The organism is Collinsella sp. BA40 (genome assembly GCF_008014645.1).
GTDB lineage: Bacteria > Actinomycetota > Coriobacteriia > Coriobacteriales > Coriobacteriaceae > Collinsella.
In genome coordinates this window covers 189,776-202,107 of record NZ_VOWY01000007.1, presented here as the reverse complement: position 1 = coordinate 202,107, position 12,332 = coordinate 189,776, and the positions used below count along the sequence as shown (strand labels likewise).

Genomic DNA, 12,332 nt, shown 5'->3' with positions numbered 1-12,332 from the left:
CCGGTACACGCCGGCGCGATGAGTCGGCATCCCGGCAGCGGACCCGCGCGCCTGCGCACCCCTATCAAAAATGGCGCCGCGACCCCAAACGAGTCGCGGCGCCTTCATTTCCCTACAGGAATTCGACGGATCGAAGCAAGCGGACCTAGTTGAACTTGAAGATCTTTCCAGCCAGGTGATACAAGCCGATCGTCGTCTTCTCGCCCAGCTGCGACGGCAGGTTGGTTCCGATGCCGATCACGCCGTAGCGGGCATGGCGGTACATCCGCTCATCGTAGGCCTTGAGCTCAGCCCACAGGTCCTCGAGGTTCTTAGGGGCCTCCGGATCGTCGGAGAGCTTCGAGAACACCGAGCAGATGGCCATCATCATGGTGAAGTAGCCCATCATGTAGGTACGGAGGCGCGGCTGGGCCACATCCTCGTACAGGCGGAATGAATTCATCATGATGCGCGTGATACGGAACTGCTGGTCCAAGCGCTTCACCATCGTAGCCTCGTTCACGCTCTGGCCCTCGCGGCCAATGAAGTAGCGATAGAGGTCGATGTCTGCGTAATACATGGTCTTGCAGCGCGGCAGGGGTACGTACGCGTAGATGTTATCCACGTAGAACGTATGCGCCGGCATGGGCAGGTGAGCCTCCAGCAGCACGTCGCGACGGTAGCACAGGCTATGCATGAGCAGGTTCTGGCTCGGAAGGAAGCGACCGATCTCGTCCCAGCCAAACACGCGCTTGCGCGGCAGGGCGGAACGGTAGTTGATCGCCGTACGCGTGCCCTCGTAGACCTTCTCGTACACATAGTTCGAGATGAACAGGTCGACGCGCATGTCGCGCTCCTCGAAGCCGCGCAGGATCGAGAGCATGGTGGCGAGGGCATCCGCATCGAGCCAGTCGTCGGAGTCGACCACCTTGTAATACGTGCCGGTGGCGGCATCGAGGCCCGCCAGCACCGCCATGCCATGACCGCCGTTTTCCTGATGGATGGCGCGCACGATACCGGGATAGCGCGCCTCCCAGTCGTCGGCCTTCTGGGGGGTCTCGTCATGCGAGCCGTCGTCCACGATGATGATCTCGATATCGGAAGCGTAATCGCTTCCCTCGAGAATCGACGTGACGCACCGATCGATGTCGGCGGCGGCGTTATAGCTTGGGATGCCGAAGCTCACGACCTTGTGAGCCCCGGCCGAACAAGTGGAGGTGTCGTTATGCATGGCAGGAAATGATCTCGTCGGAAAGCTCGAGGGCGGAATAGGTCACGGCATCCATATCGTAGTAGCGATACTCGGCGAGGCGGCCGACGGGGTGGAAGTTGGTCACGCTGGCAACGCGCTCGAGGTAGCGCTCGTACAGTTTGCGGTTATCGGGATCGATGATCGCGTAGTATGGCGTCTGACCGCTGTTGGGCACGTAGGCGTGGCTGTACTCCTTCATGATGGTCGTCTTGCCGGGAAGCACCTGACCGGTCATGTTCTTGAACTCGGTGATGCGGGTGTAATCCTCGCTCACCGTGTAGTTGACGGTGCCCACGGGCTGGAACTGGTCCATATCCAGGGTCTCGAACTTCATGTCGAGCGAGCGGTACGGCAGATCGCCCATATCCAGGTTGAACAGCTCGTCGAGCGGACCGGTGTACACGACCTCGCCGCCATAGACCTCGCCGTTCACCAGGACGCGGCCGTCGTCGATGGTCAGCAGGTCGCGGGCGTCCACGTTGCAGAAGACATCGATGAGGTCGTGCTCGAGCATGTTCTCGAACAGGGCGGTGTAGCCCTCCTTGGGCATACCCTGGAAGGGGGCCTGCGGGAAGTAGCGGTCGTCATCGCCAACGAAGACGGGAACACGGCCGGTCACGGACGGGTCGATCTGGTCGGGGGTCTGGCCCCACTGCTTCATCGTGTAGTGCAGGAAGACGTTCTCGTACACATAATCCGCGACCTCCTGCAGGTCCGGGTCGTTCTTCTCGCGCAGCTCCATGATGGGCACCTTCTTGTTCTCGCCGAAGGTATCCACGAGCTTGCGATAGAGCTCCTCGCCGCGCTCCTCGCCGAAGGCGAGCAGCAGGCTCTGGTGGTTGAAGGGCACGGGCATGAGGGTGCCGTGAACGTTGGCCAGCACCTTGTGCTGGTAGTCCGTCCACTCGGTGAAACGCGAGAGGAACTCGTGCACGCGCTCGTTGAAGGTATGGTAGATGTGCGGGCCGTACATGTGAACAAGAACACCGGCCTCATCGTAGTAATCGTAGGCGTTGCCCGCGATATGCTCGCGACGCTCCAGCACGGCCACGCGGAAACCAACGGTCTCGGCGAGGCGGCGAGCGCACACGGCGCCCGCATAGCCGGCGCCTACGACGATCATGTCGTAATCGTGCGGGTTAAAACCAGTCGGAAGACCAGAAGCGATCTGCATCGATACTCCTTGAACAGGCCGGCCGGATACACCAGCGGGCACTTTGGTAGATGATGGGCACAGTCGTGCCTATTGTCACAGCGATTATAGCGCTCAGCGCCGTATAATAAGCAATGTCACACAAGAAAGCTCAACATGCCCAAGCTCGATGTAAGGAATCACGGCCGCATGCGCCAGCAAACCAGCTGGTTAGAAGCCCGGCCGCCATACCGCGCGTCAACTGGACACGGGAGCGACGAGAGTCCAAGGAGAATCATGAGCGACTTCCTTACCCGTATGAAAGATGCTGCCAAGGCTAACAAGAAGACCATCGTCTTGCCCGAGGGCGAGGACCCGCGCACCATCGAGGCCGCCAAGAAGATCGTGGCCGAGGACCTGGCCAACCTGGTCATCCTGGGCAACCCGGACGAGATCGACGTCCCCGGCGCCACCGTCATCGACCCTCGAAATGCCGAGAAGCACGAGGAGTACGCGCAGAAGTTCGCCGAGCTCCGCGCCAAGAAGGGCGTGACCATCGAGCAGGCCCGCGCCCAGGTCATGGACGCCACCTACTTCGGCACCATGATGGTCAAGATGGGCGACGCCGACGGCCTGGTGTCCGGCGCCTGCCATTCCACCGCCGACACCCTGCGTCCGGCGCTGCAGATCCTGAAGACCGCCCCCGGCACCAGGCTGGTCTCGGCCTTCATGATCATGTGCACCAAGACGCCCGAGTTCGGCGCCGACGGCACCCTGGTCTTCGCCGACTGCGGCCTGAACATCGCCCCCACCTCCGACGAGCTCTCCGAGATCGCCATCGCCTCGGCCAACTCCTTCAAGACCTTCATGGGCGACATCGAGCCCAAGGTCGCCATGCTCTCCTACTCCACCATGGGTTCCGCCGGCGGCGATACCGCCAAGAAGGTCCAGGAGGCCACCGCGTTCGCCAAGGAGAAGGCACCCGAGCTCGCCATCGACGGCGACCTGCAGCTCGATGCCGCCATCGTTCCGTCCGTCGCCGAGCTGAAGGCACCCGAGTCCAAGGTCGCCGGCCACGCCAACGTCCTGGTCTTCCCCAACCTCGAGACCGGCAACATCGGCTACAAGCTGGTCCAGCGCTTCGGCGGCGCCGAGGCCTACGGCCCCATCCTGCAGGGCATCGCCAAGCCGGTGAACGACCTGTCCCGTGGCTGCTCCGCCGACGACATCGTGGGCGTCGTCGCCATCACCGCCGTCCAGGCCCAGATGGCCGAGTAGCGATCCGACCGCACCTCACACGGACCGCCCCCGAGCGGCTGCTCGCTTTGCAGGCACGGTGGGGCGCCCGTCCACTCGCGTAACCTAGCGCGCTCCAGCCCGGCTTCGGCACGTCCGAAGCCGGGCTTTTCCTATAGAGCCCCGCCGCGCGGGAAAACACCGCGGTAGCGCCCGCTCTCATTTCACAGACGCTTGCAGCCCTCATCCGGCATCGTCCACATACGCCGACGCGAATCGAGGCGTTCCGCCACATCCCCAAAACGCGTGATGCCGAACAACGTGCCCTGATACGACGGGGCGAGCGCGGGTACAACAGTCGTTAAGGAGCATGGTTGCATTCCGCATCCTTCACGAGAAAGGGGTTCTCATGCTGTACAAAAACGTCCTGGTTCCCTTTGACGATTCCGATCATGCGCGCTCCGCGCTGCATACGGCCATCGACCTGGTGGGCGATGACGCAGCCGCCTGCATCCACGTCGTCATGGTCGTCTCGAGCGATATCATGCCGCCCTCCATGCTCGCAGCGCCCTCCGTTATCAGCGATACCTTCATGGACTATCAGAATTACGAAGCCATGCTGGCAGCCATGACCGAGCGCTCCAATAAGGAGCTCCACGACAACGTTCACGCGATCCTCGGGCAGGACGCCAACCATCTTGCCGCACGGCTCGTCGTGGAGGCCCGGCTCTCCCCCTCCCCCGTCGACGGCATCTCCGCCTACGCATCGGAGCACGACTGCGACCTCATCGTCATGGGCCGTCGCGGCCTGGGCGCGCTGCGCGGCATGCTGGGCAGCGTGAGCTACGGCGTGCTGCGCACCGCCGAGATTCCCGTGCTCACCGTCAAATAGCCCGCCCGCGCATACCGGTGCGCGAACAACCCACCGATATGCACCGAGCCGAGCCGCTTACGACAGCCGCATCGTCGCCCTATATGAAAGCAACCCCTCTCGAGACATGCTCGAAAGGGGTTGCTTCGGTTTCCCTGATAAGTTGGGGCTAGCCCAGCAGCGCCTCGACGTCGAGGGCGATCATAAGCTCCTCGTTGGTGGGAACAACCAGGACGCGCACCTTGGACTCCGGCGTGGAGATGACGCGCGGCTCGTCGGAGCGGATCTTGTTGAGCTCGGGGTCGATCTCGACGCCAAGCCAACCCAGGCGCTCGGAAACGCCAGCGCGCAGGTCGACGGAGTTCTCACCGATACCCGCGGTGAAGACCATGGTATCGAAGCCCTGCATGGAAGCGGCCATCTCGCTGATGAGCTGCGAGGCGCGATAGCAGAACATCTCGATCGCCATGGCGCAGTGCTCGTCGCCGTTGGCGGCGCCGGCGCACACGTCGCGGGAGTCGGAGGACACCTCGGAGACGGCCAGCAGGCCGGACTTCTTGTTCATCATGGTATCGATATCATCGATGCTCATGTTGGCCACGCGGTTGAGATAGAAGACGGTGGCGGGGTCGACGGTGCCGCAGCGGGTGCCCATGATGAGGCCGTCGAGCGGGGTGAGGCCCATGGTCGTATCCATGCATTTGCCATCCTCGATGGCGCAGAGGGATGCACCGGAGCCCAGGTGGCAGCTCACGACCTTGTGAGCCTCGCCGCCCAGGAACTCGTTGACGGAGCGCCAGATGAAACGATGGCTGGTGCCGTGGGCGCCGTACTTGCGCACATGGTACTGGGCAGCGACGTCGCGCGGGATGGCGTAGCGCCACGCGCGCTCGGGCATGTTGTAGTGGAACGCGGTGTCGGGCACGATGACGTTGCCCAGCTCGGGGAACATGTCGCGGCAGATCTCGATAACGTCGGCCTCGGCGTAGTTGTGCAGCGGGGCGAGCGGAGCCACCTCGCGCACCTGGGCCAGGGTCTCATCGGTGACCACGGCGGACTCGGGGAAGTACCAACCGCCCTGGACCACGCGATGGCCGATGCCCTCGACCGGGGCGTCGACGGTCTTCAGCAGCTCGAACACATGGGAGATAGCCGTCTTGTGATCGGGCAGGGCGACCTCGAGCTTGCCCTTGACGCCCATCTCCTCGTGGCCGATGAACGAGCCCTCGATGCCGATGCGCTCGCAGTTGCCCTTGGCGAACACCTCGCCGGACTTCGTGTTGAGCAGCTGGTACTTCAGGCTCGAGCTACCGGCATTGATAACCAGAACGTTCATGTATCTCCTATCTTCAATAAAACGAATCGGGGCCGTTGCAACCCGTCTTTCATCATACGATATGAATCAGGCCGTACGCCCGTCTTTCCACAAACGGACGCATACGGCCTGCCATCATCATCGTATACGGAAAACCCCTGCTAGAAGCCCTGCTTATAGCGCCTCTCAGCGCAGCCTCGCAGCGCCGGGACCCGTGGCCTCCACATGCGCTACACGAGGTTTTCGCCCAGCGGCTTTCCGCCCAGCACGTGCATATGGAAATGATGCACCGTCTGGCCGGCCGCCTCGCCGGTGTTGGCGATCACGCGGAAGCCCTCGTCGAGGCCCTTGATGCGCGCAACCTCCTGAATCGCATGCACCATGGCGGCAAGCGTCTCGGCGGGAACGCCGTCGACGATATGCGCGTGATGGGCCTTGGGGATCACCAGCGTATGCACCGGCGCCTGCGGATTGAGGTCGTCGAAGGCGATGACGGCATCGTCCTCGTACACGACGGTCGCGGGAATCTCGCCCGCCGCGATCTTGCAGAAAATGCAATCGTCCATGATGGTCCTCTCCTCTCGCGCGCCCGGATGCGCGGACGCGAACGTGGCGATAAGCCCGTAAAACGCCTGCCTGCTCCCCGGGCTTCTAGCGAATTAGAATCTCAGCGCGTCCTCGTCGCTCGCTGCCTCGGCGGGAACCAGCGCGTCCGCGCCGTCGATGTCGGCCATCAGCACGGACACCTTCTGCTCGGCGTCGGCCAGGCGCGTGCGAAGGCTCTTGAGCAGCTCCACGCCGCGGGTATAGCACTCGAGCGACTCCTCCAGCTCGAGCTCGCCGGACTCGAGGCTGCGGATGATGCCCTCGAGCTCGATGGACGCCTCCTTATACGAAAGCTCCTCGACCTTCTTCTTCTCTTCTGCCATGGTTAGTTCTCCGTTCTGTCCTCATTGGATTCTACCTGCGAAACCGTTCCGCACACCATGCCGTCGGCCATACGCACGCGCAGCGCGTCGCCCGGCGCGAACGCGCCAGCGCGCGTCGCCACGCCGTCCTCTCCGTAGGCGATGGAGTATCCGCGCGAAAGCACCTTGAGCGGCGAGAGCGCGTCGAGCTTGCCCGCTTGCGCCGCCAGCTCGGACGCGGCTCGTCCGGTCATGGCCGCTCCGGCGTGCTCCAGCCGAGAAGCCGACAACGCCAGCTCATGGCGAAGCGGCGCCAATCCGGACGTGCTTCCCTCGAACCGCGAGGCAAGCACATCGAGCCGCTCGCGCATCCGGTGCTGCATGCGGGTCCCGGCCGCAACGAGGCGGTCCTGCGTCATGTCGAGATCCGCCCCGCGCTGCTCGAGCACGGCATCGGGGCGCGTGAGGCACGGGCGGGACGCGGCCGCATCGAGCGCCATGCGCAAACGGGCGAGATGCGCCCCGAGCGCACGGTCGGCACGACGGCTTGCCGTATCCAGGGCGGCGTTGCCGGCAAGGACCGTGGCATCCAGCGCACGGCACAGCCGATGCGACCGGGCCTCGAGTACATCGGCCAGCTCGGCCATCGAGGGCGCCACCGACTCGGCGGCCGCCGTGGGGGTCGAGCAGCGCCGGTCTCCCACCATGTCGCAAATCGAGTTATCCGGCTCGTGGCCTATGCCCGTGACGACGGGCACGGGGCACGCCGCCACCGCGCGCGCAAGCGCCTCGTCGTTAAAGGTCATCAGGTCCTCGAACGAGCCGCCGCCGCGAACCAGCAGGATGCAGTCGGGCGCGGGGTCGATGGAGGCTGCGCGCCGCAGGCCCTCGATCAGCTCCGCGGGAGCGCCCTCCCCCTGCACCTTCGAGCCGACGCATATCAGCTCGACGAGCGGGTTGCGACGACGCAGCGTGCGCTTGACGTCGTCGATAACCGCACCGGACAGCGAGGTCACCACGGCCACCCGCGAGCAAAACGCCGGAATGCGGCGCTTCCGGGCATCGTCCATGAGGCCCTCGCGCTGCAGCTTCGCAGCCAACTCCGCAACCTGCTGGCGCAAGAGCCCCTCGCCCGCGAGGGCGAACGAGCGCGCCACGAAGCTCATCTTGCCGACGGCCTTATACAGGTTGAACTGGCCGGTAAGATGCACCTGCATGCCATCGCGCAGGTCGAACGTGCGCTTGGCATACGAGCCCTTCCAGATGATGCAGTCCATCGCGCATGAATCGTCTTTTATCTGGAAATAGCAATGGCCGCTCCGGGCGTTGGGCCCGCGAAACCCCGTGACCTCGCCCAAAACGGTGATCTGCGGGATCGCATCGAGCGCACCCGCGGCCATATCGACCGCTTGGGAAACCGATAGCGCACCGCGGTCGGCGTTCGATGGCGCCGAAGCGGTACCCGTGAGATTCCAACCGTTCACGCGCATCGCCTCCTTCCTTCTTAAGCAAAATGCGTGCCTGCTGCGTACCAGTATGGCACGACGCGCAGACACGCATTCGCAACATCGATGGCCCCGTCGCGCCTACTCGTCTTCGGAGCGCGTGCGACCAAGAATATACAGCAGCTGCAGCACCGAGGTGAGCGCGGCGGCAACGTAGGTAAGGGCCGCGGCCGTGAGCACCTGGCGCGCGCCTCGAACGTTCACCGCGCCCATACCGGACTGCTCGATATAGGCGACCGCGCGCCGGGAGGCGTTGATCTCCACCGGGAGGGTGACCAGATGGAAGATCACGGTGAACGAGAACAGCGCCACGGCGATGCTGGTAAGGCCGGACACGTTCATGAACACGCCCAGCAAGAACACGAGCATCCAGATGTTCTGGGTGAAGTTGACCACGGGGACCAGCGCATGGCGCACCTTCATCATGAAGTAGCCCTGCTCACGCTGGGCCGCGTGGCCGGCCTCGTGGCACGCCACCGCCACGCTGGCAACGGAACCTCCGCCGAGGTTATCGTGCGAGAGATACAGGTTGTTGTCGCGCGGGTCGTAGTGATCGGTGAGGTGGCCCGATACGCTGCGGATGCCCACGCGCTCGCAGCCGTTCGCGTCCAGCATGCGGCGCGCCACCTGCTCGCCGCTCTCGCCGCCGGAGGGCACGCGCGACCACTTCTTATAGGTGGAATTGATGTAAGCCTGGGTGAGCATACCCAGCACCAGCGAGATCAGCACCAGGGCAATATAGGCGGGATCGTAGCCGAAGCCGTAGTACGGATAGAACATGCGTGCATCTCCTTGCATATCGGACCGACGGAACGCCTTATACCCCAAATCGGGCGGTGCCGACCTATAAGATCTCGAGCGCCCGATCCTTCACCGTAAGACCGATATTGCCCTGGAGCAGATCGTCGATCAGCGTGCCCACCAGCTCGAAGCGCCAGCCCTCGCGCAGACGGCTGCGCTCGGGATGCGAAACGTAGTCGATGAGCTCGTCGCGGGAGGCGATCACGGACGTCGCCACGCCGGAGCGCTCGGCCACCAGGCGGATAAGGGCGTACATGAGGTCGATGACGCTCTCCAGCTCGGGCGCGGGCGCCTTATGGGGACGCGGCAGGAACGGGAGCTTCTCCGCCGGGCACGAGCCGCCGCGCTCGACGCCGGCGATGATCGCCGCGACGTCCTGCACGGAGAGCTGCTCGGTGCCGCGCATGCGCTTGAGCTCGTCGGGCGTCTGCGGGGGACGGCGGGCAAGCGCCAGCAGGACCTCGTCGGGCATGACCCATTTGCGCGGGATGTCGGCCTGCTCGGCCTTGCGCTCGCGCCACGATGCGAGCTCGCGCGCCACGGCGAGCTGGCGCCGCGTGAGCGAGTTCACGCGCTTCACGCGCTTGAAGGCGGCGCGGGGGTCGACCTCGTAGTGGCTCAGCTCGGTGAGGGGGCGCAGCTCGTCGAGCACCCACGACAGGCGGCCCTGCTCCTCGAGGCGCTCGCGGATCGCGCCGAACGCGACGATGAGGTAGCGGACGTCGTCGACAGCGTACTCGAGCTGCTCGGGCGTGAGCGGACGGCGCGACCAGTCGGTCAGCGACTCGCTCTTGGGAAGCGTGATGCCGCAAAAGGCGTGGACCAGGCTGTTGTAAGACGTCTGGACGCGCTCGCCCAAAAAGGCGGCGGCCACCTGCGTGTCGAAGATGGGGGCGGGCAGCACGCCCAGGGCGTGGTGCAGGACCTCCATGTCTTGGGAGCAGGCATGGAACACCTTGGTCACCGCCGCATCGGCGAGCAGGTCGCGAAGCGGGGCGAGGTCGGCGATCGCCAGCGGGTCGATGACCGCGCACTCATCGGGAGTGGCCACCTGCACCAGGCACAGGCGCGGATGATAGGTGCGCTCGCGGAGGAACTCGGTATCCACGGCCACGGCGTCAAACGTGCGGGCCCGCGTGCAAAACTCCAGAAGGTCGGCGCTGGTGGAAATATACATACGTGAAAGAACCCCTCGATCACAGGCGAACGACGAACTGCGCGGCGCCCGTTCCAGCAGGGAGCCGCACACATGTTTTCATTCTATCGCGATTGCCGTTCGCGCGGCAGAAGACATGCAAGCGCCACGGAATATAGAGGACATGCCGTGGAGAAACGCCGAATCACGGCACACAGTGCTTGCAATCCGCTGTATCGGGTAGGAAAAGCCGATAATGTCCTTAAGAGCACCGCGTCCTTCGGAGGGAATTCCGCATGCGCTTCCTCATCATCCACAACCCCGCATCCGGCCCGCGTTCGGACGAGATCTTCGCCTTCGCCCACGCGCTCAGCGCGCCGGGGGATGAAATCGTCATGCGCTTCATAGGCGTGGGCATGGAGCCCGAGGACGCCACGAGCGATGCGGCCTCCTTCGACCGCATCGTGGTATCGGGTGGCGACGGCAGCGTTTCCAACATGCTCAACTGCCTGCGCAACGTACACGTGCCCATCCTGGTATTCCCGTCGGGAACCGCCAACCTGTTCTTCAACAACATCGGCAACGCGCCCGAGGCCGCGGCGCTTGCCAAGGCGTGCCGCGCCGGGCGCACCGTGAAGGCCGATATGGGCGAGATGAGCTGGGTGGACGAGACGGGAGCCGAGCGCAGCCACGGATTCATCATCATAGCCGGCACGGGCTTCGACGCCACCATCATGCAGAAAGCAGAGGCCACGAAGGGCGAGATGGGCGAGATCGCCTATATGCTCTCGGCCCTGGCAACGCCCTCTCCGCAGGTAGCGCACTTCACCATCGAATGCGACGGCGAAACGCACGAGCTCGACGGCATCGGATGCATGGTGGGCAATACGTCGGTGATCCAAAACGAGATCAACCTCTTCCCCGGATGCCACATGAACGACGGCCTCATCGACATCGCGGTGATCGAGCCGGCCAAGACGGTCGAGCTCCTGCCCACGCTGCTGGCGGGCGTGCTCGACCGCGCGGGCACCGGCCTGGGCCGCCCGCAGTTCACGCTCTTCCAGGCGCGCGAGGCCGCGATCACCTGCACGCCCTCGCTGGGCATGCAGTTCGATGGCGAGCTCATTCCCAGCAACGCCGGCTCGTTCAGCGCCCGGGCCCTGCCCGCCTGCCTCGACCTCATCGTCGACGAGTTCTCCAAACTCGGCGCCTAGCTTCGCCGGCCGCGCCGTTCGGCGAAACGTATCCGCAACGATACGCAATCGTTCCTTGCGCGGCGCGAGCCGTGTGCTATAGTCTCGCCCAAGTACAGCGGGCGCCCCGCCCCCGACGGACCGAAAGGAGCCAACACCATGCAGAGCACGATGAACGCCTCTCTCAACAACTGGTGGTGGCACGATGCGATCTCGGTCGGTCAAAGGTGAGTCCTATCGCGCCCCAGCCCCTGTAGCGCAACCAAGGCCTCCGGTTTGACCGGGGGCCTTTTTCTTTTTCCAAAGCCCCCCATCCCGCCCCATCCCCCGATGGCAAGCTCCCCGCCACCCGCCCCGCCCGCAGCGACGCCGCCCTGCCAGAAAGGAAGCACCCCGCATGACCCCCTACGACCAGCCCCGCACCATCACCGCTCCCGCCCGCGCGAACCTCGATGTCCGCTCGCTCGTCCTGCTGGCCATCCTGCTTGCCGCCGGGTTCATCCTCAACTTCACCGTGGGCAAGGCCATCTCGGCGCTTTCGGCGGGCATGATCAGCCCCGAGTTCATCGTCTCGGCGTTCTGCCTCGCCATCCTGCTCATCCGCCCCACGCTGCGCCAGGCCCTTGCCATCGGCATCATGTCGGCCGCCATCATCCAGCTCACCACCACCTCGCCGTTCATCGATTTCGCCGCGGAGGGCGCGGCGGCCGTGGCGATGGCCCTCATCGTTTGCCTCGGGATGCGCGGACGCGCCGCCGGCATCACACCCCTGGCGGGCACCTTCGTCACCACCATGCTTTCGGGCGTCATATTCATGTGCATCAAGATGGCGCTGGTGGGCGCGGCAACCCAGCTTGCAGCCGCCATGCTGCCCGTGGTGACGGCCACCGCCGTCTTCAACGCCCTGCTGGTGCAAGCGCTCTACCGACCCGTTCGCACCACGCTCGGCATCGACGAGTAACGGCCGCCCGATGCCCGCGCGAAACGACGCGCGGCCCGCACCTC

General features: G+C 64.6%; 12 protein-coding genes. 4 read left to right on the top strand and 8 right to left on the bottom strand.

Annotation, left to right across the window (positions count from 1 at the left end; genetic code table 11):
• Window positions 1-145 precede the first annotated feature (145 nt).
• A complete protein-coding gene (locus E4J93_RS03390) occupies window positions 146-1,210 on the bottom strand; it encodes a glycosyltransferase family 2 protein (RefSeq protein WP_147588070.1) in 1,065 nt (354 codons plus the stop codon).
• The gene (gene glf / locus E4J93_RS03385; RefSeq protein WP_147588069.1) at window positions 1,203-2,405 is read right to left on the bottom strand and encodes a UDP-galactopyranose mutase; all 1,203 of its coding nucleotides are present in this window, start codon (window positions 2,403-2,405) and stop codon (window positions 1,203-1,205) included. The genes E4J93_RS03390 and glf overlap by 8 nt, the downstream gene beginning before the upstream one ends.
• A gap of 255 nt (window positions 2,406-2,660) precedes the next feature.
• Here glf and pta point away from each other — a divergent pair, with 255 nt between their 5' ends.
• Entirely contained in the window at window positions 2,661-3,641 is a 981-nt protein-coding gene (pta, locus tag E4J93_RS03380; RefSeq protein WP_147588068.1) for a phosphate acetyltransferase, read from the top strand.
• Between the two features lie 367 nt (window positions 3,642-4,008).
• Window positions 4,009-4,491: a universal stress protein gene (locus E4J93_RS03375; protein ID WP_147588067.1), complete on the top strand. Its 483-nt coding sequence runs from the start codon at window positions 4,009-4,011 to the stop codon at window positions 4,489-4,491.
• A 148-nt stretch (window positions 4,492-4,639) separates the two neighbouring features.
• Here E4J93_RS03375 and E4J93_RS03370 read toward each other — a convergent pair whose 3' ends face one another.
• From E4J93_RS03370 to rnd, 6 genes are all read right to left on the bottom strand, one after another.
• A complete protein-coding gene (locus tag E4J93_RS03370; RefSeq protein ID WP_147588066.1) occupies window positions 4,640-5,806 on the bottom strand; it encodes an acetate/propionate family kinase in 1,167 nt (388 codons plus the stop codon).
• Window positions 5,807-6,015: 209 nt separating this feature from the next.
• A complete protein-coding gene (locus E4J93_RS03365) occupies window positions 6,016-6,351 on the bottom strand; it encodes an HIT domain-containing protein (RefSeq protein WP_147588065.1) in 336 nt (111 codons plus the stop codon).
• A gap of 93 nt (window positions 6,352-6,444) precedes the next feature.
• Window positions 6,445-6,714, bottom strand: a complete 270-nt coding sequence (xseB, locus tag E4J93_RS03360) for an exodeoxyribonuclease VII small subunit (RefSeq protein ID WP_147588064.1) — start codon at window positions 6,712-6,714, stop codon at window positions 6,445-6,447.
• Window positions 6,715-6,716: 2 nt separating this feature from the next.
• The gene (gene xseA / locus E4J93_RS03355; RefSeq protein ID WP_255431894.1) at window positions 6,717-8,177 is read right to left on the bottom strand and encodes an exodeoxyribonuclease VII large subunit; all 1,461 of its coding nucleotides are present in this window, start codon (window positions 8,175-8,177) and stop codon (window positions 6,717-6,719) included.
• A gap of 102 nt (window positions 8,178-8,279) precedes the next feature.
• Window positions 8,280-8,978 carry a zinc metallopeptidase gene (locus E4J93_RS03350; protein WP_147588062.1) on the bottom strand — a complete coding sequence of 233 codons (699 nt, stop codon included), beginning with the start codon at window positions 8,976-8,978 and terminating at the stop codon, window positions 8,280-8,282.
• A gap of 64 nt (window positions 8,979-9,042) precedes the next feature.
• The gene (gene rnd / locus E4J93_RS03345; protein ID WP_147588061.1) at window positions 9,043-10,176 is read right to left on the bottom strand and encodes a ribonuclease D; all 1,134 of its coding nucleotides are present in this window, start codon (window positions 10,174-10,176) and stop codon (window positions 9,043-9,045) included.
• A gap of 254 nt (window positions 10,177-10,430) precedes the next feature.
• Here rnd and E4J93_RS03340 point away from each other — a divergent pair, with 254 nt between their 5' ends.
• Both E4J93_RS03340 and E4J93_RS03335 read left to right on the top strand, forming a co-directional pair.
• Complete coding sequence (locus tag E4J93_RS03340) at window positions 10,431-11,348, top strand: diacylglycerol kinase family protein (protein WP_147588060.1); 918 nt, start codon at window positions 10,431-10,433, stop codon at window positions 11,346-11,348.
• 376 nt (window positions 11,349-11,724) lie between these two features.
• Window positions 11,725-12,288: a hypothetical protein gene (locus E4J93_RS03335; RefSeq protein ID WP_147588059.1), complete on the top strand. Its 564-nt coding sequence runs from the start codon at window positions 11,725-11,727 to the stop codon at window positions 12,286-12,288.
• Window positions 12,289-12,332 lie beyond the last annotated feature (44 nt).

Excerpts from the sequence above, each read along its gene's own strand:
- E4J93_RS03390 (WP_147588070.1), bottom strand. The coding sequence starts at position 1,210 with ATGCATAACGACACCTCCACTTGTTCGGCCGGGGCTCACAAGGTCGTG.
- pta (WP_147588068.1), top strand. The coding sequence starts at position 2,661 with ATGAGCGACTTCCTTACCCGTATGAAAGATGCTGCCAAGGCTAACAAG.
- xseB (WP_147588064.1), bottom strand. The coding sequence starts at position 6,714 with ATGGCAGAAGAGAAGAAGAAGGTCGAGGAGCTTTCGTATAAGGAGGCG.
- rnd (WP_147588061.1), bottom strand. The coding sequence starts at position 10,176 with ATGTATATTTCCACCAGCGCCGACCTTCTGGAGTTTTGCACGCGGGCC.
- E4J93_RS03370 (WP_147588066.1), bottom strand. The coding sequence starts at position 5,806 with ATGAACGTTCTGGTTATCAATGCCGGTAGCTCGAGCCTGAAGTACCAG.
- E4J93_RS03350 (WP_147588062.1), bottom strand. The coding sequence starts at position 8,978 with ATGTTCTATCCGTACTACGGCTTCGGCTACGATCCCGCCTATATTGCC.
- E4J93_RS03375 (WP_147588067.1), top strand. The coding sequence starts at position 4,009 with ATGCTGTACAAAAACGTCCTGGTTCCCTTTGACGATTCCGATCATGCG.
- glf (WP_147588069.1), bottom strand. The coding sequence starts at position 2,405 with ATGCAGATCGCTTCTGGTCTTCCGACTGGTTTTAACCCGCACGATTAC.
- E4J93_RS03365 (WP_147588065.1), bottom strand. The coding sequence starts at position 6,351 with ATGGACGATTGCATTTTCTGCAAGATCGCGGCGGGCGAGATTCCCGCG.
- E4J93_RS03340 (WP_147588060.1), top strand. The coding sequence starts at position 10,431 with ATGCGCTTCCTCATCATCCACAACCCCGCATCCGGCCCGCGTTCGGAC.
- E4J93_RS03335 (WP_147588059.1), top strand. The coding sequence starts at position 11,725 with ATGACCCCCTACGACCAGCCCCGCACCATCACCGCTCCCGCCCGCGCG.